Raw genomic sequence first — 25,654 nt, forward strand, 5'->3', positions numbered from 1 at the left:
AGTTCAGAGGGATTGCCACTCGATATGACAAGGACCCTCAAAACTTCCTAGCAGCCGTAAAACTACTCGCCACCCGCATCTGGATCAGGTCGTTACGAGTCTACGCCCTAGTCGCCACCGATCAAAAGTCCAGCCTGTCGCGGCAGTCTGACGGCGATGGTGATTTCAGGTGGAAGGTGCACGGCCCATTGCCGCAATAGCAATGCGAGGGGCTCAGTCCCCGGCGAGCCCCTCGCCTCCTGTCCCATCTCGAGGCCTACCGTGATATAAAAACACCGTAATCCCCAGGGGTTGCGGTGTTTTTTTGTTCCCACGCGATCAATGCATCGTCGGCGAATACCCCATTCTCAGAAGCCGGGTGCATGCGCCGGAATACCGTTCGTCGAGGGAGCGTCCGGCTTTGGAGCGCAGGACGATGCAAGTGGACGGGCCGGTCTCTCCTCTGTCTTGCAATCGATCGGCGACCTCGTTCAGTAGCGTTTCGAGCTCGCGCGGGCACACACCGTCCGCCGCCGTCATCTGACGGATCAACGGGTCCTGAAGCAGCTGTCGATATTGTGGCTTCGGTTTCGTGGGCATGAATGCAACTTCTGGCTTGGGACCCGGCATCGCGCCGCGTCGGAATACGCAGGAATAGCCCGGTGGATTTGCCGTCCTAGTTCGATATTGTTTCAGTCTGTGACCGTCGCCGAAGCGGGCGCGAGTGGCAGGAAGACCATGGCGCGCAGGCCGCGGCCAGTATCCCCGTTCGAAAGCACCACCCTGCCGCCATGGGCATCCAGTATCTGCTTGACGATCGAAAGGCCAAGCCCGGTGCCGCCATGGCCGCGATTTCTGGATGGCTCGCCGCGGAAGAAGGGCTCGAAGACGATGGAAAGGTCCTCTTCCGGTATTCCCGGGCCGTCATCCTCGAAGACGAGGCAGGCGACGCCGTCGCGCCGTTCGGGGTAGGCGCGGACATGATGGCCATAGCGCACGCCTTTGGAAAGCAGGTTGTCGATTACCCGGCACAGTGCCGATCTTGGCATGCGCGCAGTAAGCGCCTTGGGCGTCGTCGAGAGATCGACGCTGACATCGTCCAGGCCGGATGCGCAATAGAGCAGCGCTTCGTTGATGTCGGTGATCTCGTCAGCGGTCTCCGTGCTTGTGGATTCGCTGGCGAACAGAAGGACGTCGTTCAGCAGATGCTCCATCGCTTCGACGTCGAGCACCGCCCGGTCGCGATGCTGGCCGGCCGGCATCATCTCAAGGCGCAGTCGAAAGCGCGTCAGATAGGTCTTCAGATCATGCGACACCGCGCCGAGAAACAGCGTGCGGTTGGTCAGCAGTGCCAGAATGCGGGTCTGCATGTTGTTGATCGCGCGGATCAGCGTGCGCAGCTCGCGCGCGCCACGCTCCTTGACCGGGACCGGTTCGACGCGATTTCCGAGTTCATCGATACTGCGGGCAAGCTCCGTCAGCGGCCTTGTTTCGCGCGCGACCGCTAACACCGCAAGGAGAGCGACAACGATACCGGACAGACCGCCCAGGAAGCCGATCGGAACATTCCATATCCTCAGCGTGGTCTCGTCAGAGATGGTGAAGATGGCGACCTCGCCGCTTTTCAGGCCGACCACGAAGGTAATCGTGAAGGCGTCGCGGCGATCCTCCTGGCCGAGCCGTGTGCCCGCGCGGACGATGCGGCCCGGCGCATAGTCTTCCATCTTCGCCTGGGTGACCACGCGAAGCCGTGAAATGCTGAGATTATCCTCGAAATCGGCGGGTATGCCGGGGCCGTAGGTGACGCCGAAGCCCTGGGCATTGGCGACGTCAAGCACCTGCTGGCGCGCCTGCGGCGGCGTCTCATCGAGAAGACGGACGACCGCGACGACGCGATCGGCGATGGCATAGGGCGGCAACGGGGAGCGTCCGCTTTGCCAAAGATAGGAGAGCAGGACCGCCATCTGGCCGAGAAAAAGTGCCGCCGTGACGATGAGGGCGATGCGCGAGAGAATTCCGAACCGGCCCATCTAGCCGTCCGTCACATTGAGATTGAAAAGATATCCGGCATTGCGCACCGTGGTGATAACCTGGACATTCGGCGGCAGGCAGGCGGCGAGCTTCGTGCGCAGGCGCGAGATCGCGACGTCGATCGTCCGGTCGTAGGTCTCGGCGCTGGCGCCTCGCGTTAGGTCAAGCAACTGATCGCGCGAGAGCACCCGCTTCGGCTGTCGAGGAAGCAGGCAAGCAGATCGAATTCCGTCGTCGTCAGCGGCACGGCGGTTCCGTCCTCGGTCGAGATCGTGCGCGCCTCGGGATCGACGATCAGGCCCGCGAAGCGCTTGACCCCATTGGCAGCCTCCAGCGCCCCGCCGGCAGGCGAGGTGCTGCAGCCGGGTGACGTCGTGACGGTTCCCGTCGGCGCCGGCGGCACCTTCATCGCCGCCATGCAGCAGGACCAGATCCAGGCCGGCATGACGACCGAGCCGACGATCTCGCGCATGCTGAAGACCGGCGAAGCCAAGGTTCTCGTCGACATGCGCACGCCTGAAGCAACGCGCCAGGCGCTCGGCGGCACCTACCCCGCGGCCTCGCTCTATCTCGAGACCTCCTGGGCTGACGAGCACAAGGAAGAAACCCAGAAGCTCGCCAACGCCTTCGTGAAGACGCTGAAGTTCATCAACACGCATTCGGCGGCCGAAATCGCCGACAAGATGCCGAAGGACTTCTACGTCGGCGACAAGGACGGATACATCAAGGCACTCGGCGAAGGTAAGGGCATGTTCACGCCCGATGGCGTCATGCCCGAAGATGGTCCGAAGACGGTTCTGGCCGTGCTGTCCGAGTTCTCCAAGAACGTGAAGAAGGGCAAGCAAATCGATCTCTCCAAGACCTACACGACCGAGTTCGTCAAGAATGCGAAGTAACTTCCGTCGCGAAGGGTGGCCCGCCAACTGGCGGGACCGCCAGCGCGCTATGGGCACTGCGTGCACGCCCGCAGAGGCACGCACAGGTATTCGCCATGCAACAGGAAAACACCAAGATGCCTGCCGTCGAGCTGATCAATGTCAGTCGCCGCTTTGTCTCGCCGACCGGAAAATCGCTGACCGCGCTTCGTGACTTCAACATGACTGTTGAACGCGGCGAGTTCGTCGCCGTCGTCGGCCCGACCGGATGTGGAAAGTCGACGACGCTCAACCTCGTGACCGGCCTTGCCCGCCCGAGCGCCGGCGAGGTTCGCCTGATGGGTGGTCCCATCACCGGCATCGACCGCCGGGTCGGCTTCGCCTTCCAGACCGATGCGCTCTTCCCTTGGAAGAACGTCATCGACAACGTCATGGCCGGACCGCTGTTTCGCGGGAAGTCGAAGGCGGAAGCGGAAAAGAGCGCCAAGGACTGGCTCGCTCGCGTCGGCCTCTCGAAGTTCCTGCATCACTACCCGCATCAGCTTTCGGGCGGCATGCGCAAGCGCGTTTCGCTGGCGCAGACCTTCATCAACGAGCCGGAAATCCTCTTGATGGACGAGCCCTTCTCGGCGCTCGACGTCCAGACGCGCACCGTCATGCACGAAGAACTCCTGAAGCTTTGGGCCGAGCGCAAGGCCTCGGTGATCTTCGTGACCCACGACCTCGAGGAAGCCGTGGCACTGGCCGACAAGGTTTACGTGCTGACGGCCGGCCCCGCGATCGTGAAATCCGTCTACACGATCGACCTTCCGCGCCCGCGCGTCGTATCGGAGATCCGCTACGAGCAGAGCTTCATCAACTATTGCAAGACGATCTGGGACGACCTGCGCGAAGAGGTGGAAACCAGCTACCGCCGCGCAAGCGAAGCCGCCTGAGGAGGAAACAATGGCTGATACAACTCGTGGCCGTCGGCTCCGCCGCGCTCTTTCGCCCGGGAACATCGGACGCGGAAATCGAAGCATCCGCAATGAAGGCGATGAAGCGTCGCAAGGCGCTCGTCCGCTTCTGGCAGATCGCCAATATGCAATGGATCGATCCGTTCTTCTACTCAAGCCCAAGCGGCGTCGTTCAGCGCCTTTATGAATGGGCAACGGAAGGCACGACCGAAGGTTCGCTCTGGTACAATCTCTGGGTCACGATGGAAGAGGCGCTGATCGGCTTCTTCGCGGGTTCGATCACCGGCGTCTTCGTCGGTATCGGCCTTGGTCGCAATCGCTTCCTGTCGGATATCTTCTCGGTCTACATCAAGGCGATCAACTCGATCCCGCGTGTCGTTCTTGCCCCGATCTTCATCATGATCATGGGTCTCGGGCTTCCGTCCAAGGTGGCGCTCGCCTTCATCATGGTGTTCTTCGTGGTTTTCGCCAATGCCTTCCAGGGCGTGCGTGAAGCAGATCGCAACATGATCGCCAATGCCCGCATCCTCGGTGCCTCCGACTGGCAGGTGACGCGCACGGTTGTCATTCCCTCAGCCATGAGCTGGATCTTCGCCAGCCTCCACGTGTCGTTCGGTTTCGCCATCATCGGCGCGATCGTCGGCGAGTTCGTCGGCGCCCGCTTCGGCATCGGTCAGCTGATCTCGATCGCCAAGGGCACTTTCGACGCGGCGGGCATGTTCGCCGCGATCCTGCTGGTCATGGTCGTCACGCTTGTCGCCGAATACATCATGACGATCATCGAAAACCGCCTCGCCAAATGGCGTCCGCAACAGCACATGGACTCCCAGTAAGAGCGCCCATCCTCCCAGGCTCTCCGAAGGTCGGATCGAAAGATCCGACCTTTTTTCATACCTGCGTATCCCTACCCTGTTTCGCAGCCGCGATCGGAAGCCGCACGCTCACCACGAGGCCGCCACCGCCAGCCTCGGCGAGAACGACCTCGCCGCCGGCGCCATCGACAACTTCACGAACGATCGCCAGCCCCAAGCCGCTGCCCTCACCCTCTGTTCCGAGTACCCGATAGAACCGCTCGAAGACCTGTTCGCGCTCGGCCACTGGAATACCCGGCCCATTGTCCTCGACATCGAGCACGGCGACATCACCCGTCCGGGCAACGGAAACCGTCACGGTGCCGCCAGGGCGGGTATAGCGAATGGCATTGTCGACGAGGTTGACGAGCATTTCGCGCAGCATCGTCCCATCGCCCTCGACGGGAACGGGATCTGAAACCTCAAGGCCAAGGTCGATATCGCGCTGCAGCGCCTGCTCGGCATGAGCTGCGACGATATCGCGGGCGGTAGCGGCAAGATCGATGGTCTCGCTTCGCGGCCGCCGGCTGCCCGGCTCGGCGCGCGACAGCGTAAGCAACTGACTGGCAAGACGGGAGACATGGCGAATGCTGCCGCGCAAGGCTTGCAGCGCCTCCTCGCGGCTGGCGTCGTCCGTCTCACGTGCCGCGACTCCTGCCTGCGTCGACATCAACGCGAGCGGCGTTCGCAGTTGATGGGCGGCATTCGAAACAAATCGCCGCTGCGCCACCATCTGGTTTTGAACGCGCTCCATATGGTCGTTCAAGGCATGCACCAGCGGCTGAAATTCGGTCTGGACCATCTTGGGCGAAAGAGGATCCAATCGCTCGCGCCCACGGGCCCGCACGGCATCGCGCAGCCGCAGCGCGGGCGCCAGCCCTCGCTGCAGCCCGACGATCGTGACCGCACCCGCAAGCAGCACGAGCACGAACTGCTTGGAAAAATCATCTAGCCACAAGCGCCTGCGCAAAGCGTATTGACTGTTATGGGTGCTCGCGACGGTGACGGAGATGGCGCCGTTATCGGGGAGCCCGACGACAGGATGATTGAGCGTCAGCGCACGAACGGGCGAATTGCGAAACGCCAGATCCTGCCCGGTGCGTTCGACCGTCGGCAACGGCAGGTCCGGAAAGCCGCCAATCAGGTTCCCCCAGGCAGTGATGATCTGGTAGAAAACCTGGTCTCCATAACCGGTATCGAACGTCTCAAGCGCGGCCGGCGGAATGTCCGCCTCAACATTGCCGCCTTCGTCGACCCGCACCGCTTCCGCGATCACCCGGGCAGAGCTCAATAGGTGCGGTCGGTGACGAGCTTCGCCGTCTGGTCGGCCGTCTGGTAGCTTTCGTAGAGATTGAAGCAGATGGCGCCGATGAGGGTCAGGACGACCCAGGCCAGAAGTTGGGCTCGCAGGCTCTGCCGCAAGGCCCAGACAGCTACGAGCATGGCACGCAGGCGACGCATGTTAGGACGCGTCCCGCAAAAGATATCCGAGCCCGCGCAACGTCGCGATCTGGGCCGAGCTGGCCTCAAGTTTCTTGCGCAATCGGTGAACATAGATCTCGATCGCGCTCGGGTCGGCCTCGTCATCGAAGCCGAAGACGCTTTCCGACAAAGCGGCCTTGGAGACCGTCGTTCCGATGCGGGTGATGAGGTGCTCGAGAACCGCGTGCTCCCTGGGTGTCAGCGCAAGCGGCTCGCCCTTGATCGAGAACTGGCGCGTGGCCCCGGCAAAGACCAGATCGCCGACCACCACCTCCGGCACGGCGCGATCCTGCCCGCGCCGGACAATCGCTCTTATGCGCGCCTCGAGCTCAGCGATCTCGAAAGGTTTTGCAAGATAATCGTCGGCGCCGCTATCCAGACCAGCCACGCGGCCGTCGAGGCTGGCATTTGCCGTGAGGATGATGACGGGAACCCTCTCGCCGCTTTGCCGGAGCCGCTTCAGAAGCGTCATGCCGTCGATCTTCGGGATGGAGAGATCGAGGATGACAGCCGAGTAGCGCGCGACCTTCCACATCAATTCCGCATCCTCGCCATCGAAGGCTATGTCGACCGCATATTGTGCCTGGCGCAGAGCCTTCGCGAGCCAATCGGCGAGCTCTTTATTGTCTTCGACGATGAGGATTTTCATATGCGAGCTATAGCATTTCGCTCGACTGCAATGGAAGATAATTGGTGTCCGACGCCCCTGCTTTCAGCTGGCCTCCAGCATTTGCCTGGAAGACCGGAGACGGCTTTGGTAGCGATTGACTGGCTCGTCGAGCTAGCTCTGCGCAGCACGACCGTCCTTCAAGCCATTTTTTCGAGGTCGGCTAGCGTTATCGCGTATTGCAGTGGCTGGCTGCTCATGTATCGCCCTATCTCGTCGACAGCCATTTCACCCAATCGCGTCCGCTCCAGGCCGACGGCGCCCGCGATGTGCGGCGTCAGGAACGCGTTCGGCAGGTCGTAAAACGCGGATGCCGGTTCCGGTATCTCGGGATCGGTGACATCGATGACCGCATCGATCCGGCCGGTCGAAAGCGTGGCGAGAAGTGCCGCCTCGTCGATGATGGCGCCTCGCGCCGTATTGATGAGCGTGGCGCCGTCTTTCATCAGCGCAAGTCTTCGAGCGTCGACCATATTACGTGTCGATGGCAGCGAAGGCGCGTGCAGCGAGACGATGTCGGCGCTGCGCATCAGGGTATCAAGATCAGCCTTTTCGACGCCGATCGCGGCACATTCTGATGCGCTCAATGTCGGGTCAAAAAGTATGACCTTGAAATTGAAAGGCTTCAGTAATTCGATCACGCGCCGGCCGATGCGCGATGCGCCGACGATGCCGACGGTGCGGCCGTAGTTTCCGATCGCAAGCCGCTGCATCGGATGGGTGCGATCGCGGTTGCGGTCCGCGACGTAAGTGTCGCGAAACCGGAAAACCTGCTTGCCGGCGAAGAGGATGGCGGCAAGCGTGAATTCGGCCACCGGGATCGAATTGGCCTCGGCCGCATGGCTGACGGCGATGCCTGCGCGAAACACCTCCTCGTCGATCAGGCCCTTCACCGTTCCTGCCGCATGGGCAATGACCTTCAGCCCTCCGGCGGCTGAAAGCACATCGCGCCCGACATAGGGAGCGCCCCATCCAGTTATAAGGATTTCTGTTTCGGGCAATAGTCGCCTGGCGCGTTCGTCTGCAAAGGTCTGCAACGGTTCCCGGTCAAGCAACCGGCCCAGACTCTCTAGCCGCTCGAGAAGGTGATCGGGCAGAACGTGCTCCGTCCGGCCGGGATGCATGGCAAGCGCGATACCCGGTCGGCTCATGGCATCTGCCCCGGCGCTTCGATGGCACTGACGGTGATGCCGTCCCTGGCAACCCTGGCCTCAAGCGCGGAGATATCAGGTGCCGCCGGGGGCCTGGTCCATGCGCCGGAAACTGCGGCTGGATCATCGAGCGCGAGCACGGCCGCAATGAGGACGGTCTCGCCGGCCGGGATTTCGCCGCGCAATTGAGGGATAAGCGTCTTGGCGACGATCAGGTTGGTATTCGGCAGAGCTTTCTGCGCCAGGCCGATTCGCTTCACCGTAGAGCCCAGATCGACAATGCCGGAGAAGTCGGCATCGCCGATGACGTGGGCACTCCCCGGCCCGGCCTCAAGCACATCTAGATCGAAATCTCTCTTGGCAATCGCAAACCCGCCTTCAGCCGTTTGCAGCGGGCGCGGCGAATTGATCCTGTGAATGCGCATGTGCCAGGGTGCCGTGGGAACAAGCCAGGTTTCGACAGAAACATCCTTGAATGGCAACCATCTTGAATAGAGCACGACGCCGGCGAGCTTCGCCTCGGTGTTCGTCTCGCGCACGCGGTAGTGCAGTCCATCGCCGCTGAAGGCGAGCGCGGAATCGAATGCACCGCCGGCGAAACTCCGTTCATCGGCTTCGACGCTGAAGCCATAGCGTGCCGAATAGGCGAACTTCGCGTACTTCTCCGTGCCGAAGCGCATCTGCAGGTTTTCTTGTCCCGAAGACAGCGCCACGACGTCGCCACCTGCCCGCATCAGGACCATGCCGGGATGGCGCTGCGGCGCGACACTTTCGCTTGGAGCCGGAGCCTTCTCCTCCGCGGCCCAGAACGGGTGGTCATCCGCGATCGCCAGCGGCAGAAAGGCCTTGAACGCCCAATAGGGCGATCCCGCCGAGTTGTAGCTTTCCGACATCAGCAGGTTCGGATAGCCGAAGCCGATCGACAGGATGCCATCGCGATTGGTCATCGGCTTGTCCTTCCACCAGCGCAGGTGCTGCAGGCAGAGGTGCTTGATCTCGCCCCAGGGCAGTGCCTCCAGATCGGCAAAGGCGAGCGCCGACCAGAAGCCTGCGCAGGCGAAGCGATAGGTCAAACTGCGGCCGAAGGGGATAGTCGCGCCATCGGGCGCAAACCAGTTGCGAAAATCTTTGGCAAACAGAACGGCGCGCTCGCGGTAGCGTTTCGCGTAGTCGTCATCGACAAGCCTGGAATAGATCAGCCCATAGAAATGCATGGCGAAGGGGATGTAGTGGTCGATGCGGCGCACATTGCCGTCGCGATACCAGCCGTCACCGATATAGAAGCCCTCAAGCTCCTCGAGATATTGCCTCGTCAGGCTGCGGTCGAAATCGGCACCGACACGATCAAGGGCGATGTCGACAAAGATGCGGAAGAACTTCCAATTGTTGTCGGCATAATCGAATTGCCGCGCATGCTTGAGATAGGCGATGACATTGGCCCTCGCCGGCTCGCTCAGAGGTTCCCAGATCTTGTCGGGGACAAGCGCCAAGGCGAAGCCGAGCGCCGCGAGTTCGACCATGCGCTGGTCGCGCCCGTTGACCGTGCCCCAATATTCCGGGTGGTCGGGATCCGTGCCGTTCGCAAGCCCCTCCGCAAAACGCTGCCAGTGGGCAAAATCGCCTTTTCCCGCTCCAAGTGGAGCCAGGCCCCAAAGCGGACGAGCAAACCCTTCCAGGTCCGCGGCCGCGCGATCAAAATGGGCGCCAGCACCATCCAGCCGAACGCGTGCGTTGCCCTTCGAGAAATAGGGGAGCAACGGATCGAAGAGGTCGAGGAGCGCGCGGCTCATATCCTCGCGCGTCTCCAGCGGGTTGCCTGCTAACGGATTGGCGCTGGCCGGATCATAGGTCATCTCTATCACTCATCGGTTTTCGGCATTGGTACGGTGCCGCCTATAATGGGAACGACCGCATGGCATACGTGACGGGCCGGCGCCGATCGGACATGGAACCTGTCGATCATCAGGCCAATGGCCTCGCGGCCGAGAGCGCCCCGATCGACGCGCATGGTGGAGAGCGGCGGATTGGTCATCAAGGCGCAGGGCAGATCGTCGAAGCCGACAATCGCGAAGTCTTCCGGCACACGACGCCCCGCCTCGGTGACGGCCTCCAGAACACCGACGGCAATGAAGTCGTTCATGCAGAAAGCGGCAGTGAAGCCCGCATTTTCGTCCAGGATGGCGGCCATCAATTCGTGGGCTTCCCGGCTGGCACTGCCCTGGAAACTCATCGGAACCAAGCTGCTGGTGGCTCCCTCCACCGAGGCGATCGCCGCGTCGAAGCCCCTGACGCGTTCGCGGATGGTATGGCGATGTGAACCGGTGAAATGCAGGATCTTGCGATGTCCCGCTGCAAGCAACCGTTCGCCGGCCTGAAGGGCGCCGAAGAAGTTGGCTGGAGAGACGCCGTCGAGGCAAAGTTGCGGATCGGTGCCGTTGACGAGAACGGCCGGGATCTTGTCGGTCTCGATCCACCGTCGAAGCGCGGGGTTGGGATCGATCCCGACCAGAAACAAGCCCTCTGCGTTGGTTGCCTTCATGTGATCGCGAATGACATCAGGCATGGCGCGATCCTCACGAACAAGCCGGACATCGAAGGACATGCCGGCGTCAGCAGCCCCCGCGCGTAAGCCTTCCACGATCGTTTCGTAAAAGACGCTGAGCCCGCCTGTCACGCCGTCGCTAGCAATCAACGCAAGACCGCCCGGCATTTGCTCGGAGGAACCTTTGGTCTGATAGCCGTGCTCGGCCGCGACCCGCAGGATGTGCTGCCGAACACTTTCGCTGATCCCAGGCTCATTCGCCAGGACCCGCGACACGGTGGATACCGAGACGCCTGCGGCAGCGGCAATATCGGCCTGACGCGGCCGCTTTGATTTAATCTGGTTCATAAACGCAGAGTTATGCAAATTATGCAAATTTGCAATAGAAAGATATTTTATTGCAAACAGAAAGTTTTTGCGTAATCTTCCCGCCATGTGCCCGAAAGGCGTTGGAGGACGCCGGGCAGACAACCGGAGGAAGCAGCATGCAGATCAATCGACGTTCATTTCTGATGGGCTCCGCCGGCGTGGCGAGCGGCCTTGCACTCGGCGCCGGCATGCCGGCCTTCGCGGCGGACACACAGCTGCGCGCCATGTGGTGGGGCTCGAACGATCGGGCAAAGCGCACGCTCGACGTCGCCCGGCTTTATCAAGGCAAGACTCCTGGCGTGTCTATCATCGGCGAATCTCTTAGCGGGGACGGCTATTGGACGAAGCTCGCAACACAGATGGCCGGCCGCTCGATCGCGGATGTGTTCCAACTCGAGCCGGGGACGATCTCCGACTACTCGAAGCGCGGCGCCTGCCTGCCGCTCGATGAATTCGTGCCCTCGACATTGAAGGTCGACGCCTTCGGCAAGGACATACTGAAACTGACGACCGTCGACGGAAAGCTTTACGGCGTAGGTCTCGGCCTCAATTCCTTCGCGCTCTTCTTCGATCAGACGGCATTCGAGACGGCAGGCATCCCCTTGCCCACGCCGGATCTCACCTGGGACGAATACGCCAAGCTGGCGGTCGAGCTCACAAAGGCCGTCGGCAAGACCAATTACGCGGGCGGCCCCTATGGCGCGCGCTACACCTACGTGTTCGACGCCTGGCTGCGGCAGCGCGGAAAAAGCCTCTACAAGGATGCGGCGCTTGGCTTTGACGTCGAGGACGCCAAGGAGTGGTACAGCTTCTGGGAGGATCTGCGGAAGAAGGGCGGAACTGTCGCCGCCGATGTGCAGACGCTGGACCAGAACACTATCGACACCAATTGCCTGGCGCTCGGCAAGTCGGCAATGGGCATGGCCTATTCCAACCAGCTCGTCGGCTACCAGCTCCTCTCGAAGAACAAGCTCGCCATCACCATGCTGCCCCGCGAGAAGAAAGGCGGGCCATCAGGCCACTACTATCGCCCGGCTCTCATCTGGAGCGTCGGCGCGACGACGAAGAACGGCGAAGCCGCGGCGCAGTTCATCAGCTTCTTCGTCAATGATCCGGAGGCCGGCAAGATCCTCGGTGTCGAACGCGGCGTGCCGCTATCGCCGGCGGTCCGCGAAGCGATTTTGCCGAACCTGAACCCGACGGAGCAGGATACCGTGAAATATGTGAACCTACTCAAGGATCAGGTGGGCGACTACCCGGCGCCCGCGCCTTTGGGATCGACGGAATTCGACCAGCGCGTCCTGCGCCCGATCGCCGACGAACTGGCGTTCGAGCGCACGACGCCCGCCGAAGCGGCGGCGCGGCTGGTCGAGGAAGGGAAGGCCACGATCCGCAGCTGAGATCGTGCAAATTTCTGTACCGCCGGCGCGCCATGGCCCCGGCGGTCCAGCGCATCAGAGATAAGGGAAGATCATGCGCAAGGCGATCATCGTCTGGGGAGGCTGGAAGGGTCATGAGCCGGAGCAATGCGCTCGCATCGTTGCCGGCCTTCTCGCCGAAGACGGCTTCCAGAACGAAGTCACCAACGATCTCGGCGTCTTCGGTTCGCCGCAGCTTGCTCAGGCGGATCTTCTCGTACCCGTAATCACGGGCGAGAGCCTCGAAAAGGCTCATGCCGACGCCCTCGTGGAAGCGGTCCGCGGAGGACTTGGGCTTGGTGGCCATCACGGCTCGCTCGCGACCTCATTCAAGGAAAGCGCGCCGTTCCGCTATGTCTGCGGCGTGACCTGGGTCGCCCATCCCGGCAACATCATCGACTTTCGCGTCGCGGTTACCTGCCCGGAGGACCCGGTGATGCAGGGCATTCCGGATTTCGACTATCGGTCCGAGCAATATTACCTGCACTACGACCCCTCGATCGAAATCCTAGCGACCACCACCTTCACCGGCGAACATGACCCTGCGGCCAGCAATGTCACCATGCCGGTCGTCGTCAAGCGCCGATTTGGCGCCGGCCGCGTCTTCTATTCCGCACTCGGTCACATCGCCGCCGAGTTCGATCATCCCCATATGCCGCTGATACTACGGCGCGGTTTGAACTGGGCCGCGCGCCGCTAGCCGGCTCCCAGAAAAACGCTCCCTACCGAGCTGGCCAAGGACACGCCCCGCCTGCTCGCTCGCTATCGTCCGATCATAGGTCGTCAGATCGAGCGCAACACGTTTCGTAGTCAAAAGCTGTTCCGCGACCGGTCGCGGGCGCGTTTGTTTGTGGTCTGCTGGCTCATGATCATTGAGAGCCGGATTTTGCTGCCGGCTCTCCCATATCGCTTAATTCCAGTCTTCAAGTGTCTCAGTTCACATGGTGCCGTTCCTGCAACCCATAGACCGGTGTGTCGATGCCGACTTGTCGTGCCTTAAGCTGCAGCGAAAGATATTGCGAGTAGTGCCTGGATTGATGCAGGTTGCCGCCATGAAACCATAACGCTTCCTGCTGGGTCGGCTTCCACATGTTGCGTTGCTCGCCTTCCCAGGGGCCGGGATCCTTTGGAGTGTCGGAGCCGAGACCCCAGCACTCTCCGACCTTATCGGCGACCTCCTTCGAGATCAGGTCGGCGGCCCAACCGTTCATCGAGCCGTAGCCGGTGGCGTAGACCACGAGATCGGCCGGGAATTCTGTCCCATCCTTCAGAAGAACGGCATTCTCAGTGAGCCGATCGATGTCCACCCCTGACTTCAGCTTGATGGAGCCGTCGATGATGAGATCACATGCGCCAACATCAATGTAGTAGCCGGACCCTCGCCGAAGATATTTCATGAACAGGCCTGAGCCGTCTGCCCCCCAGTCCAGCATGAAACCTGCCTTCTCCAGAGCAGCATAGAAGCTCGCGTCTTTCTCCCGCATCTTTTCATAAAGCGGGATCTGGAACTCATGCATGATCTTGTAGGGCAAGGACGCGAAGATCAGGTCCGCTTTACGCGTCGTCATGCCTGCCGCAAGCGCCCTCTCCGAATAAAGATCGCCAAGACCGATTTCCATCAGAGAGTCCGAGCGGACGATATGTGTCGATGAACGCTGCAGCATGGTCACGTCCGCGCCACCCTCCCAGAGCGCCGCGCAGATGTCGTGGGCAGAGTTGTTTGAACCGATGACCACCACTTTCTTGCCGCGATAGGCGTCGGGGCCCGGATGCTGTGAAGAATGTTGCTGTTCGCCTTTGAATATGACCTGGCCAGAGATCTTCGGCACGTTCGCCTTGCCGGACATGCCGGTTGCCAAAACAAGCTGTTTCGGTCTCAACACGATCTGCTCGCCGTCTCGGTCGACGATGACCGTCCATTCTCCAGTCTCGTCGTCGAAACGCGCGGAGGTGCACGTCGTCGAGCTCCAATAGTTGAGCTCCATGACTTTCGTGTACATTTCCAGCCAGTCGCCAACCTTGTCCTTGGGCGCGAAGACCGGCCAGTTTTCCGGGAACGGTATGTAAGGCAGATGGTCGTACCAAACCGGGTCATGCAGGCACAGCGACTTATAGCGCTTGCGCCAGCTGTCTCCGGGCCGCTCGTTCTTCTCGATGATAATGGCGGGCACGCCGAGTTGACGCAGGCGGGCGCCAAGGGCGATGCCGCCCTGCCCGCCACCGATGATGACAACATAAGGCTGCTCAGCGTAGCCAAGCGCCTCGGCCTCTGTCTCGCGCTTTTCCTTCCAGGTGGTGCGGTTTGGATCGTGGCCATGCTCGGCGCCCAGAGGGCGACGGATACCCTTGGGCTCTTCATGGCCCTTGAGTTCGGTCATCGTCGTCAGGAGCGTCCAGATCAGTCCATTTTTCAAGCGGATGTGACCGTATCCTCTGGCGACTGCAGTTTCAAACTCGAACCAGCCATCGACGACGCCTCCGGCCTCGCCAGCGGCCTGCGTGGCATCCTGGTTGAAATTCGAGGGCTTGATGTTGGCCAGCTGGGAAACCAACATGTCTCGGATCTGGTCACGTCCCTCAAGGGTTCGCAGGTTCCATGTGAACGTGACGAGGTCTCGCGAGTAACAGTCCTGTTGGAAAAGGTTCACGGCCGCGTCGATATCGCCGCCCTCGAGTGCGCTGCCGAGCTTTGCAAGCGTCGCGTCGATTTTTGTGGTGGCACTGGTGTCAAGCATGTCACTCCTCCTTGGTTGCTTGATTGCTTCACGCGCCACCAGATCGGGTGGCGCAGACAATGTCCGCTCGATCGACGGGCTCCTCTTCCAGCCGATCGAGCGGAGGACACTATTTTGAAAGATCGATCAGGATCTTGAGCTGCGTTCCCGCCGGGTCGAGCAGCGCGTCGAAGCCTTCCTTGACCGCGGTATAGAGCGTGATCCTTTTGGTGACGACCTTCTTGGCAGGGAGAAGCCCTGAGGCGATCAGCCGGATGACGAGGCCAGTAGTGAGTAGGATAGGCCCAGTAACCCTTGATCTCGAGGTCGCGAAACGTCACCTGGAACCAGTCAAGTGGATTGTCATGCGGGTGCAGGCCCGTCTGCACGACAACGCCCTGTTTTCTCACTGCGTCGACGCAAGCTTTCAGTGCGTGCTCGTTGCCGACGCATTCGATGGCGACGTCGCAGCCGACATTGCCTTCCGTGAGGGAACGAATGACGTCGCCGACGTTATCGCGTTTCGGGTTGATGGTCACAACATCAGGAACAATGCTTTTGGCGTATTCAAGACGCGCATCATTGAGATCGGAGACGAAAAGCTGTGCCGCGCCGGCGGCCCGCGCGGCAAGCAGCGTCAGCATTCCAATTGGCCCTGCGCCGGTCACCAGCACGCTGTTACCGGCAGTGACCCCGCCGCGATCACACGCGTAGACGGCGACTGCGGTAGGCTCGACGAGTGCGGCCTCTTCATCGGTCATCTCGTCTGGTATCTTCTGGACATTGTATTCGTTGACGATGGCCGCTTCTGCCATTCCGCCGCTCTGCCAACTGAGGCCGACGAGTGCCAGTTGCGGGCTTAAATGGAACAAGCCGCGGTCGGCGAAGTAATCGCCGGAACGCGGCATGATCAGCGGCTGGATGGAGACACGGTCACCGATTTCAACCGATGTCATCCCTTCGCCGATCGCCTCAACGACGCCGCCTTCATGGCCGAGGACTTGCGGTCCGTGTGCATGGGTGAAGGGATGCGGTTCTTTTGGAACGAAGATCGGACCGTAGCTGTATTCATGCAGGTCCGTCCCGCAAATACCGACGAACCGGTTCCTGACCTTGACTTGCCCTGGACCGAGGTGGTCCGGCTCTGGCAGGTCATCAATTCTCAAATCCTTGGCTGCATGAAATCGCAGTGCGCGCATGTCTTTTCCCTTGGTGCATTTTGTTGTCCGCAAGGGAAGTGGCAAGGCTTGTGCCAAGGGAACGCGTGAGCTTGAAATCCTTGCATGGCAGCGTTCTCGGTGTCTTGGCCGGTGTTGAATGCCTGTGGCGCCGCATCAAGTGTGGCGCCACAGGTGTGGCACGTGTCTCAGTGGATGCTACGCAAACCCGACCGTCTCATCCGGCGATGAAGCGTTGTGCGGTCGACACCAAGGCGCCGCGCCGCTTCCGAGATATTCCCGCCGCAAGCCACCAGCAGCGCGTTCAGTTCGTCGGCTCCGTCGCCCGGACGGACTGCATGAGGCCCTCGCGACAGGCTCTCTGGCAAGTCGTCCAACTCCACGATACCACCTTCACTCAGCGCCCTCGCATAGGCGAGCGCGTTATCGAGCTCCCGAATATTGCCCGGCCATGAGTGCCCGGTCACAATCGCACGAGCGGCTGTCGACAAGATAAGTGGTTGGCCTCGTGAGCCGTGCCTCTCAAGCAGTCGCGTGAGAAGCCAATCAAAGTCGTCACGTTCGCGCAACGGCGGCATATCGAGGGTAGCCGCGTTCAATCGATAGAACAGGTCTTCGCGGAACGTCCCGTCGGCGACCATCTTGGCCAAAGGCCGGTGCGACGCGGACAAGACGCGGAAACTCACCTTTTGCGGCAGAGATCCGCCGATTGGTGTAATTTCCTGCTCTGCCAGAACGCGCAAAAGGCGACTTTGCGCGATCAACGGCATATCGCCAATCTCATCGAGGAATAGCGTGCCGCCGTCGGCATCCTGTATCAGGCTTCTTCGGCCCTTGGCCAACGCGCCCGTGAAGGCACCAGGAAGGTAGCCGAAGAGTTCGCGTTCTATCAGTTGTTCGGGGATCGCCGCGCAATTGATGGCGACGAAGCGGCCTTTAACGCCGCTCGCCTGGTGAACAAAGCGCGCGAGGTATTCCTTTCCTGTTCCCGTTTTACCCTGGATCATGAGCGGCAAGGACGTCGCGGCGAGTTTTGCGACTCTGCGTCGGAAGCCGGACATGACCGGTGTCTCTCCGGCAAACACTGTCATTGCTGATGGCAATGCTTGAGGAGCGAGATGTCGAGAACCGCTGCCAGTCCTCCATGAACGTCGTATATCGGTGAGGCCGTACAGGAAAGCGGCGTGTGGGTAATATCGAAATGATCAGTCTGATGAATCGTCAGAGCTTCGCCCGTCGCGATACACGCGCCGACCGCACAGGCGCCGGCCTGCGGCTCCGACCACTCCGATCCAAGATAGAGCCCCGCTTTGCGCAGGTTGTTGTCGAAAGTCGGATCACCAAGGAACTCCACCGTCACGCCTTGCTGGTCGGATAGGAGCAACATAATGCTGCTCGGCGATCTGTTGATAGAGCCGTTCGAGGCCAGATCGGGCAATCCGGACCAAGTCTTCCGCCTGTTGCCGATGCTCGCGCAGTTGGGTGTTTGAGACGATAACCGCTTCACGCGCCCGTGTCGGGTCCAGCCGGTAATCGTCAAGGCAACGCCGCCAGGATTTGATGAGCGCGTCATCGCGCCCGGTCTTCTTGCCGAGCCCGACGCTCTCTATTTCTTTGATGTGGTCGGCGAATGACATGGACGTCACCGGCTCGCACGAAGCCGCTCCCGCTGTGGCTTATGATGCGAAGCTATAGCGCCTTCCGCTCGAAAGCAACGACACGTGGCCTTCGATCAAACACTCGAACGCAGGCAGTCCGTATTCACATGCGTGTCTCGAACACGACGAGAGCCAGCCAGCCTCTATGTCCGTACCCTGAGCGCCCGCTCAGTTCTGTCGGCGATCTGTGTAACGGCATAGGCAATTACCATGTAGATCACGACGGCGACCAGGAAGGCTTCCAGATAGTAGAAGTTCAGCGCCGCGGTCAGCTGCGACTGCGCAAAAATATCAACTACCTCGATGGCGAAACCGAGCGACAGGGCCTTCATGATCACCATGAAGGAATTAGCGAGATCCGGGATTGCCGCGACGATGACCTGCGGAAGCATCACACGGCGAAAAAGCTGGCTCTTTTTGTAGCCTAGCGAATAGGCAGCGTCCGCTTGGCCGGTATCGAAAGAGTTCAAGGCGCCCTTGACGACTTCCGCCTGGAAAGCTGCGACACAGGCCGTCAGCGCCACGATCAGCGTGACCCAGTTCGGCGTCGAGTGGCCGTTGTAGTCGATGCCGACAAGCGAAGCCAGAAAGTGCAAGGTCGATGGAAGGCCGTAATAGGCGAGGAAGATGACGATGACCATCGGCACGCCCTTGAAGGCGACTTTGTAGGCAACGACGAGCTTGCGGAGGACCGGAATCTTCCGGTATTCGATCATGGCGAACAGGCTGCCGACGATCGTCGACAGCACGAAGATGGCAAGCGCCATCGCAAGGGTGAGCGGCACAGCGCCCAGGATTTCGTAGAGATCGGGAAGAAGAACTTCGCTATCGAACATGATGGTCCCCTTCGCCGATCAGATGCTTGCCATCAGCGGCGCGCTGACGGTCTTGTCGTTCGAAGCATATTTCCCCGAGCGGCGCTCGAAGAATCGCACGATCGCCCAGGCAACGAGGCACAGCACCGAATAGAGCACCGCGAGCACGAGGTAGGTCTCGAACTGGTACTGGTTGTAATCCCGCTCCATCACCAAGTGCGCCGTTGCCATCACGTCGGCCGCGCCGATATACATGACGAGCGCCACGTTATGGATCAGGTAGATGATCGCGTTTCCGTATCCGGGAAGCGCGATATGGACCGACTGTGGCGCAACGACTCGCAACAGCTTCTGCCGGAACGTGTATCCGAGGCTGTCGGCCGCATCGTGCTGACCGCGCTCGACCGCGAGATAGGCTGGACGCATCACTTCCGAGAGATAACCGCCGTGATAGAGGCTGAGGCCGAGCATCGCGGCGATCGTCGGCGAGACGAAGTCGTCGATGCCGAACAAGCCCATGATCACGGGAAGTCCGTAGAAGGCGACGAACAGCTGGAGGACGACGGGAACACTGCGGGCGTAGGATACGTAGAGAGCAGCCAGCTGGCTGATCACGGGAATGCTGCGCACCCGCAATGTTGTCGTGATCAATGCCAGCATGAAGCCGACGGCCATGGCCGTGAACGTGATCGCAAGCGTCAGCGGCAATGCCGAGATCAGCTCGGGGATCATTATGGAAAGGTCCACTTTGGAACACTCCTTCTTTCGGTCTGGGGCCTGGTCGCCGGCTTCGAAAGCCAGGCGTTACTTCATGTACGTGGTGATGTCCTCGCCGAACCACTTCTGCGAGAGCTTGGCGAGCGTGCCGTCGGCCTTGAGTTCCTTCAGCGCCTTGTCGATGCCATCGGAAAGCGCCTTGTTTTCCTCGGAGCGGTGGATCAGGACGAAGGTTTGGTTGATCGAGACGGGCTCGCTCGCCTGCACTGCGAGTTTCTGTTCGTCGATCACCGTCTGCTCGCCGAGATTGGATGGCAGAACCAGCGCGTCGTACTTCCCGTTTTCAACTTCCTTCAAGCGGTCAGGATAGGGAATGCCGGCGCTCGAGGCGGTTACCTCGATTTTGTAGTCAGGGTTTTTCTCCTGCCATGCAGTGGCGAACTTGTAGATGCCGCCGCCAGCCGTTACCGGCACAATCTTCTTGCCGACCAAATCCTTCATTTCCTTGATGCCACTGTCCTTGCGGCTGTAAATCTTGATTAGGCTGGCGCCAATCGGGGCTTCCGGAATGAGGAACTGCTTTTCGCGCGCTGGGGCGCGGTAGTAGCCGCCGGTGGCGATGTCGTACTTGCCGGTCGCAAGGCCCGTTTCCTGGGCAATGTCGGCAGCACCTTCCATTACAAACTTGTACTGCGGCAGCTTGGCGTTGATGGCCTTTAGCACGTCGGGCTCATAGCCCTGCGGCTCGACGCCGATCGCGCCCCACGACAGCGGCTTGGATTCCGCCGATGTGGCGATCTTGATGGTGCGGACGTCTTCGGCAAACGAAGCCGTTGCGAACGCGATCGCGACGCCTGCTAGGGCGAGACCGAGACCACGGCGAGAAATTGAACTCATGGAAGTCATTTCAGGCATCCTTTCTTTACTGGATCGCGCGTTCTGAGTTGAGGAACTGTGCGAGGCGGGGGTTGGAAGGCGTATTGAAGATTTCGGACGGGCTGCCGTCGGCTGCGACGACACCCCCGTCCATAAAGACGATGCGGCTCGAGATGTTCTTGGCGAACTGCATCTCATGGGTGACGAGAAGCGAGGTGATGCCCGAGGACGTGACGTCCTTGATCACCTTCAGCACTTCGTTGACGAGTTCGGGATCGAGCGAGGATGTCGGCTCGTCGAAGAGCATGACGTCGGGCTTGACCGCGAGCGCTCTCGCAATGCCCGTTCTCTGTAGCTGGCCGCCCGAAAGCTGGGACGGATAGTTGTCGAGCTTGTTCGACAGCCCGACCCGCGCCAATTCCTGCAGCGCGATCGCGCGGGCTTCGTCCTTCGACTTGCGCTGCACGACGACCAGCGGGTCCATGACGTTTTGGATGACCGTCATGTTCTTGAAGACGTTGAACTGCTGGAACACCATCGCGGTGCGCAGGCGGATCGCCTGGACGGCTGCCTTGTCGGGGCGCGCGAAATCCATCTTGACGTCATCGAAGGCGATAGTTCCGGATGCCGGCTTCGCCAGATGGTTGATACACTTCAATAGTGTCGTCTTGCCGGTCCCGCTTGGGCCGATAATGGACACCACGTCGCCTCTTTTCACGGAGAGATCGACGCCGTTCAGGATCTGGGTGCTCCCGTAGGATAGCTTCAGGTTCTTGATCTCGAGCATCGCGGGTCTCAGTTCCTCTGGGAAGATAGTTCGGAAAGCGCTTCAATATTGTCGTCGTCGGCCCACTCGTCGCCGAGAAGTTCCGGTGTGTCGAAGGCCTGAAGGTTGGCGAAATGCGTCTCGCGGTCTTCGACGAAGAGCGATCGGACGATGCCGCGCGCCAGACGGTCGGCACCTTCGCTGATTGCAGGAATATCGCCCGTCAGCTTGCCGTGGCTCAGTGTGGCCGGGAAATTGAAGCAGTGGATCTTCGACAGCGTCGGGCACGAGCCCGGCGTCTTTTCGAGAAACTCGAACGCTTCGCCGAGATCCGGCGAGCCTTCGAGCTCACCATTTGCCATGCCTGATGGCGACGGGAAGCGGTCGCGCCAGAGGCGGATGTGTGGCTCGAAGCTTGCCAGTTCCGGCCGATTGGTCAGGTCGATCTTGAAACCGGTTCCGAAGATCAGGAAATCAACGGGATAGCTGCCGCGCGGCGTGCTGACGACGATATGGTCGCCTTCCTGGCGAAGGGCGCTGATCGGGCTTTCGAGATGAAGATGAGCCTGCTCGAAAGTGCTGACGCGCAGCACGCTTGGGCGCGGCGGCGGCGTCTGCTGCCCCATGGCGTAGTTGAGGAAACGCCATTTCCACCCGTCGGGCAGCCCGGCGAAACCATGGACGACGCCTTGGCTGCCGATGCCGGTGAACTTATTGATCTCGGGAAGCTTGGTGCGGCGCACGAACATGTCGAGACGAGCGGCCCCAGCCTCCAGCGCGCTTGCCGCGTTGTCCATGGCCGAAGCGCCAGCGCCGATCACGCCGACCCGCTTGCCGCGCAGCGCTCCAAAGTCGATTTCGTCAGCCGTGTGAGCCCAGAACCGGCGGTGGATGCTATTGGCGATCTCGGGCACAAACGGACCGCCCAGACCATCGCGCCCCGTTGCCAACACCACATGGCGGGCAACGATCGTCTCGTGTTCGCCGCCCTGACTGCACCCAATGTCAAGCATGCCGTCCTCACGCGGGACGATACTGTCGACAAAGACGCCGTTGCGCACTGGCAGCTCAAGCACCTTCCGGTACCAGATCAGATAATCCATCCAGATTTCGCGGGGAGCGCGATCGAGAGCGTCCCATGCTTCGCGGCCGAAGCGCGCTTCGTAATAGGCCCTGAATGTGAGTGCCGGCAGCCCCATCGCCGGGCCCGTAAGCTGCTTCGGCGAGCGAAGGGTCCGCATGCGGGCGAAAGTAACCCACGGCCCCTCCTGCCCCGCCGCCGCCCTGTCGAGCACGAGGTGATTGGCGACGCCGAGGCGCTTCAGCATTCCGGAAGCGACGAGACCAGCCATCCCCCCGCCGATGACAACGACTTCGACAACCGGCTGGCCATTGACGTCACGTGCGGGCACCCAGGATTTGGCGGGCAATTCCAGCCAGGAGAGATCCTGACGCAAGCGCTCTTCAAGCCCCGCGAGATTCTCGGGATATGCGGAAAGGTCGCTCATGTGGGCGCTCCCTCTGAAATGGTGGTTTGGCCATAGACACTGTCGGCCAGAGCATCGGTGCCGTTCGCTTCCAGAAGACGGCAGCCGGGCATGGCGAGAGACTGCACGCGCGCGGCATCGATAACAGCGGAAACCGTCGGCGTGAGCGGCAACGCGGCGGCGGAAATCGCTCCGAACAGGAACGGAATGTTTTGGTCGAGTTGGCGCATGACGATACCATCCAGTGGCACGCCGTAGACGGTGGCCGGCTCGACGATGGCGACGCCCAATCCGGCGCGAACAAGCGAGAGCGCAGTCAGCGATGCGTTGACGTCGATGATCCGGTCAGGAGCGACGCCCGCCCGGTCCAGCGCCTCGTCAACGCGGTGACGCAGGCGATATGGATTGGCGAGCGTGATCACCCGGCGGTCGGCGATATCCGCCAGGCGAACGACGTCGTCATTCGAAAGCGGATCGTCGGCGCCGATGGCAACAACGCAGGGCGCTTCCGCGACCCAATGAATTTCGAGGCCCGGATGCTCGAGCGGCAGGCTCGATATGCCGAGATCCGCAGAGCGAGCGATCACGGCCTGCACCACATTTTCGGCCGCGAGTGACTGCACATGCAGGTGACGCGGGATGAGATCGCCGGGCAGAGCGGCCAATGCTTGCGGCAGGATGCCAGCGGCGAGCGACGGTGTCGCGGCGACCGTCAGCGTCGCCGGCTCGTCACGGCCGATTGCCTCGGCGCGCTCGCGAATATGGATGAGGCTGGCAAGATGACGTTCGACCTCGGCGTGAAAACGCAATCCGCGTGCCGTCGGTTGGACACGCCCGCTGCTTCGGTGAAGAAGCGCGTAGCCGAGTTCAGCCTCGAGGTCCTGTATCAGCCGGCTAACGGCCGGCTGCGACCGCCCCAACAGACGAGCCGCCCCGGTCACGGAACCGGCGGACATCACGGCCGCGAAAGCTTCAAGTTGGCGAATGTCAATTGAGTTACTATGCATATTCAACATCAACCATTGTTCCCCATGCATTTAAAGCATGGGTTTTCTATAAATGCACTCGAAAAGAAATAATTATTTTGCATAAGGTCAAAGCATTCATGCTAATTTGACATGACCGCCCGTGAGACCTAACTGGTAAGCTTCAGCGGACTGCAAAGGAGCCTTCTTTTGACACTCATAGAAACGCTTGCCGACGTGAAGCCTGGTTCGGCGCTCGCAGAGGCAATGGAGAACCGCGCGGAGATCCTGCGTCTTAGCGAGGCTGCGCACAATGCAGTGCTTCTGCCGCGCGATCCCGGTGGCCTGTCGCATGGGCTGCGCGCGGCGCTCGCGGCGCGCATGGCCCGTCACAATAGCAACGAAGCGCTCGCCGATCACTACGACACGCTGGTCGATCGCGCCGCGGAAAGCGAAACGTCGCTGCTCGCGCAGCCCGGCACCAACTTGGACGATGCACGCACAAGCGAGATCGTCCGCCACGCCGACCGTCTCACTCTGGCGCCACGCGAATCCACACGCGGCCATATCGAAGCATTGCGCAGCGCAGGCGTGACCGATGCCGACATCGTCCGCTTGTCGGAGCTTGCCGCCTTCGTGAACTATCAAGTGCGTGTCATCGCGGGTCTGAAGCTGATTGGAGCAAGAAAATGAGCGAAGCAGTCCACAGCTTCACCACCAAGGTTCCTCGCTGGCAGCCTTACGTCATTCCTGTCGATCTTGAGACCGCGACCGAGGAACAGCGCGAAGCCATGCAGGTCACGCCCTCGAACAAGGGTATCTCGACCTATGTGCTGACGCTCGCACACGATCCTGAATCGCTTGCGGTGCGTTCGCCCCTGTTCAACCTGATCATGTACGGCAGGGACGGGCTCTCGCTCGGCGAACGCGAGTTGGGCGCCACGGCAGCATCCGTCGTCAACCGCTGCGTCTATTGCGCCGCCGTCCATTCGTCCCGGTTCATCAACTACACCAAGCGCACCGACGTGATCGACGCGATCTTCGCCGATGAACTCGACGCCGAGCTAGACGAACACCTGCAGGCGATCTTCGACTTCTCCGCGCACCTGTCGACGACACCTCCGCAGGCGACGCAGGCCGATGCGCAGGAACTGGCGGATGTTGGTCTTTCCGAGCTCGAATCCCTGGATCTGGTTCTGTCCGCGTCGATTTTCGGCTGGGCAAACCGGCTGATGCACACTCTGGGCGAGCCGGTAATGGGCTAAGTTGGTGCGAGGGTGCAAATTCTCTACCGAAGGCCAAATCGCGGTACGGAACGCTCGACGTATCGCACCGCCCATGGGCGCTCGGTTCCGGCATGGCCGATGCCGAGCAGTGCACGACCTGCTGCCGTTTTCAAGGCCGTCCGTTGCGCGCATATTGGGATTGCATGAGGTCGATCGTATCGACGATCCACCTGAAAGTTCTCGAAAAAGACGCCACAGCTCCGTCAGAGCACGTTCATTCAATGCGTTGTCGATACGCAAATCGCTCCACATTTCGTTCTTGGTGCCCAAACACCTGGGCGCCGGGTCTCCTGCCCTGCGGCCCGATCTATACCTCTCATCCCATCGACGCGAGCCCATAAAAGATGGCTGGCGCGCTAGACGTTTGACCACCCCGCCCACCACATCTTGTTGGGGAGATACTGCAAGGCTATCGAGCGTACCGGTGTGCATCTTGATCGCCTGAGCAAGCTGGTGGTGGAAACCGCGGCATCCTGGTCGATGGCACCGGTCGTGTCCGCCTACCAATCGATGCACGGCGTTGCATTCATGACCGTGGTCGCCTTGTGTTCGAGATCGGCAATGTTAGGCGCTTCGATAATCCTCGCCAGTTGATGGCCTATCTTGGTCTTGGGTCATCGGAAAGCTCGACGGGGGCGGGTGAAGCTTTTGGGTTACCAATGCTCGCAACATTAGAGCTAAAAGGGTACTCGTGTATGCGACGGCGCGAAGGTGAAGGCCTGTCCGCCTCGTTCTGGTCTAAGAAACCTCATCTTGTCGTGCTCCATAACGGCTTCACTAGGTTCAGGACCTATTAAATTACTTGTTATGTTGCCTCGGTTTTGATTCACTTGGATTGAACAGAGGGACCGTCATGTGTGATTTGATGTTG

The 25,654-nt window shown here is 60.8% G+C and carries 21 protein-coding genes and 5 pseudogenes; 9 read left to right on the forward strand and 17 right to left on the reverse strand.

What is annotated here, in order from left to right; translation table 11 throughout:
- Positions 1-83: pseudogene (locus ACIQUB_RS31155) on the forward strand (IS5/IS1182 family transposase); the annotation flags it as partial.
- 588 nt (positions 84-671) lie between these two features.
- Here ACIQUB_RS31155 and ACIQUB_RS31160 read toward each other — a convergent pair.
- From ACIQUB_RS31160 to ACIQUB_RS31170, 3 genes are read right to left on the reverse strand one after another with little or no spacing between them, the layout of a single operon-like run.
- A complete protein-coding gene (locus tag ACIQUB_RS31160) occupies positions 672-2,009 on the reverse strand; it encodes an ATP-binding protein (RefSeq protein ID WP_402935793.1) in 1,338 nt (445 codons plus the stop codon).
- Positions 2,010-2,180, reverse strand: a complete 171-nt coding sequence (locus ACIQUB_RS31165) for a winged helix-turn-helix domain-containing protein (RefSeq protein ID WP_402935796.1) — start codon at positions 2,178-2,180, stop codon at positions 2,010-2,012.
- Positions 2,168-2,419, reverse strand: coding sequence for a hypothetical protein (locus ACIQUB_RS31170; protein WP_402935853.1), 252 nt, complete (start codon positions 2,417-2,419; stop codon positions 2,168-2,170). The genes ACIQUB_RS31165 and ACIQUB_RS31170 overlap by 13 nt, the downstream gene beginning before the upstream one ends.
- Between ACIQUB_RS31170 and ACIQUB_RS31175 the strand changes: the two are divergent.
- The 3 genes and pseudogenes from ACIQUB_RS31175 to ACIQUB_RS31185 all read left to right on the forward strand — a co-directional run.
- A pseudogene (locus tag ACIQUB_RS31175) lies at positions 2,367-2,906 on the forward strand (ABC transporter substrate-binding protein); the annotation flags it as partial. The gene ACIQUB_RS31170 and the pseudogene ACIQUB_RS31175 overlap by 53 nt on opposite strands.
- A gap of 95 nt (positions 2,907-3,001) precedes the next feature.
- A complete protein-coding gene (locus ACIQUB_RS31180) occupies positions 3,002-3,820 on the forward strand; it encodes an ABC transporter ATP-binding protein (protein ID WP_402935799.1) in 819 nt (272 codons plus the stop codon).
- Positions 3,821-3,846: 26 nt separating this feature from the next.
- Positions 3,847-4,674 (forward strand): ABC transporter permease, encoded by an 828-nt coding sequence (locus ACIQUB_RS31185; RefSeq protein WP_402935802.1) that lies wholly within the window; start codon positions 3,847-3,849, stop codon positions 4,672-4,674.
- A 55-nt stretch (positions 4,675-4,729) separates the two neighbouring features.
- On the opposite strand, the pseudogene ACIQUB_RS31190 reads toward ACIQUB_RS31185, so the two are convergent.
- The 5 genes and pseudogenes from ACIQUB_RS31190 to ACIQUB_RS31210 form a co-directional block, all read right to left on the reverse strand.
- A pseudogene (locus ACIQUB_RS31190) lies at positions 4,730-6,135 on the reverse strand (sensor histidine kinase).
- Between the two features lie 19 nt (positions 6,136-6,154).
- On the reverse strand, positions 6,155-6,823 hold the full coding sequence (locus tag ACIQUB_RS31195) for a response regulator (RefSeq protein WP_402935805.1): 669 nt from the start codon (positions 6,821-6,823) through the stop codon (positions 6,155-6,157).
- Between the two features lie 158 nt (positions 6,824-6,981).
- A complete protein-coding gene (locus ACIQUB_RS31200; RefSeq protein ID WP_402935808.1) occupies positions 6,982-7,992 on the reverse strand; it encodes a hydroxyacid dehydrogenase in 1,011 nt (336 codons plus the stop codon).
- Positions 7,989-9,845, reverse strand: a complete 1,857-nt coding sequence (locus tag ACIQUB_RS31205) for a DUF2264 domain-containing protein (RefSeq protein ID WP_402935811.1) — start codon at positions 9,843-9,845, stop codon at positions 7,989-7,991. The genes ACIQUB_RS31200 and ACIQUB_RS31205 overlap by 4 nt, the downstream gene beginning before the upstream one ends.
- A 5-nt stretch (positions 9,846-9,850) precedes the next feature.
- Positions 9,851-10,882, reverse strand: coding sequence for a LacI family DNA-binding transcriptional regulator (locus ACIQUB_RS31210; protein WP_402935847.1), 1,032 nt, complete (start codon positions 10,880-10,882; stop codon positions 9,851-9,853).
- Between the two features lie 137 nt (positions 10,883-11,019).
- Here ACIQUB_RS31210 and ACIQUB_RS31215 point away from each other — a divergent pair, with 137 nt between their 5' ends.
- Both ACIQUB_RS31215 and ACIQUB_RS31220 read left to right on the forward strand, forming a co-directional pair.
- The gene (locus ACIQUB_RS31215) at positions 11,020-12,303 is read left to right on the forward strand and encodes an ABC transporter substrate-binding protein (protein ID WP_402935814.1); all 1,284 of its coding nucleotides are present in this window, start codon (positions 11,020-11,022) and stop codon (positions 12,301-12,303) included.
- A 73-nt stretch (positions 12,304-12,376) separates the two neighbouring features.
- Positions 12,377-13,021, forward strand: coding sequence for a ThuA domain-containing protein (locus ACIQUB_RS31220; RefSeq protein ID WP_402935817.1), 645 nt, complete (start codon positions 12,377-12,379; stop codon positions 13,019-13,021).
- A 232-nt stretch (positions 13,022-13,253) separates the two neighbouring features.
- On the opposite strand, the gene ACIQUB_RS31225 is transcribed toward ACIQUB_RS31220, so the two are convergent.
- From ACIQUB_RS31225 to ACIQUB_RS31265, 9 genes and pseudogenes are all read right to left on the reverse strand, one after another.
- Positions 13,254-15,056, reverse strand: coding sequence for an NAD(P)/FAD-dependent oxidoreductase (locus ACIQUB_RS31225; RefSeq protein WP_402935850.1), 1,803 nt, complete (start codon positions 15,054-15,056; stop codon positions 13,254-13,256).
- Positions 15,057-15,165: 109 nt separating this feature from the next.
- A pseudogene (locus ACIQUB_RS31230) lies at positions 15,166-16,234 on the reverse strand (2,3-butanediol dehydrogenase).
- Positions 16,235-16,401: 167 nt separating this feature from the next.
- A pseudogene (locus ACIQUB_RS31235) lies at positions 16,402-17,850 on the reverse strand (sigma-54-dependent Fis family transcriptional regulator).
- 164 nt (positions 17,851-18,014) lie between these two features.
- Positions 18,015-18,707: an amino acid ABC transporter permease gene (locus ACIQUB_RS31240; protein ID WP_402935821.1), complete on the reverse strand. Its 693-nt coding sequence runs from the start codon at positions 18,705-18,707 to the stop codon at positions 18,015-18,017.
- Positions 18,708-18,725: 18 nt separating this feature from the next.
- A complete protein-coding gene (locus ACIQUB_RS31245; RefSeq protein ID WP_402935824.1) occupies positions 18,726-19,433 on the reverse strand; it encodes an amino acid ABC transporter permease in 708 nt (235 codons plus the stop codon).
- 57 nt (positions 19,434-19,490) lie between these two features.
- On the reverse strand, positions 19,491-20,309 hold the full coding sequence (locus ACIQUB_RS31250; protein WP_402935827.1) for an amino acid ABC transporter substrate-binding protein: 819 nt from the start codon (positions 20,307-20,309) through the stop codon (positions 19,491-19,493).
- A 16-nt stretch (positions 20,310-20,325) separates the two neighbouring features.
- On the reverse strand, positions 20,326-21,066 hold the full coding sequence (locus ACIQUB_RS31255) for an amino acid ABC transporter ATP-binding protein (RefSeq protein ID WP_402935829.1): 741 nt from the start codon (positions 21,064-21,066) through the stop codon (positions 20,326-20,328).
- Between the two features lie 8 nt (positions 21,067-21,074).
- Positions 21,075-22,553: an NAD(P)-binding domain-containing protein gene (locus ACIQUB_RS31260; RefSeq protein ID WP_402935832.1), complete on the reverse strand. Its 1,479-nt coding sequence runs from the start codon at positions 22,551-22,553 to the stop codon at positions 21,075-21,077.
- A complete protein-coding gene (locus ACIQUB_RS31265; RefSeq protein ID WP_402935835.1) occupies positions 22,550-23,539 on the reverse strand; it encodes a LysR family transcriptional regulator in 990 nt (329 codons plus the stop codon). The genes ACIQUB_RS31260 and ACIQUB_RS31265 overlap by 4 nt, the downstream gene beginning before the upstream one ends.
- Before the next feature lie 168 nt (positions 23,540-23,707).
- Between ACIQUB_RS31265 and ACIQUB_RS31270 the strand changes: the two genes are divergently transcribed.
- The 3 genes from ACIQUB_RS31270 to ACIQUB_RS31280 all read left to right on the forward strand — a co-directional run bounded on the left by ACIQUB_RS31270 (position 23,708) and on the right by ACIQUB_RS31280 (position 25,580).
- Positions 23,708-24,190: a CMD domain-containing protein gene (locus ACIQUB_RS31270; RefSeq protein ID WP_402935838.1), complete on the forward strand. Its 483-nt coding sequence runs from the start codon at positions 23,708-23,710 to the stop codon at positions 24,188-24,190.
- On the forward strand, positions 24,187-24,762 hold the full coding sequence (locus ACIQUB_RS31275; RefSeq protein WP_402935841.1) for a peroxidase-related enzyme: 576 nt from the start codon (positions 24,187-24,189) through the stop codon (positions 24,760-24,762). The genes ACIQUB_RS31270 and ACIQUB_RS31275 overlap by 4 nt, the downstream gene beginning before the upstream one ends.
- A gap of 566 nt (positions 24,763-25,328) precedes the next feature.
- Positions 25,329-25,580, forward strand: coding sequence for a hypothetical protein (locus ACIQUB_RS31280; protein ID WP_402935844.1), 252 nt, complete (start codon positions 25,329-25,331; stop codon positions 25,578-25,580).
- The last annotated feature ends 74 nt before the right edge of the window (positions 25,581-25,654 follow it).

It is taken from the genome of Rhizobium sp. NPDC090275, from assembly GCF_044772225.1.
In the GTDB taxonomy this organism is placed as follows: domain Bacteria; phylum Pseudomonadota; class Alphaproteobacteria; order Rhizobiales; family Rhizobiaceae; genus Rhizobium.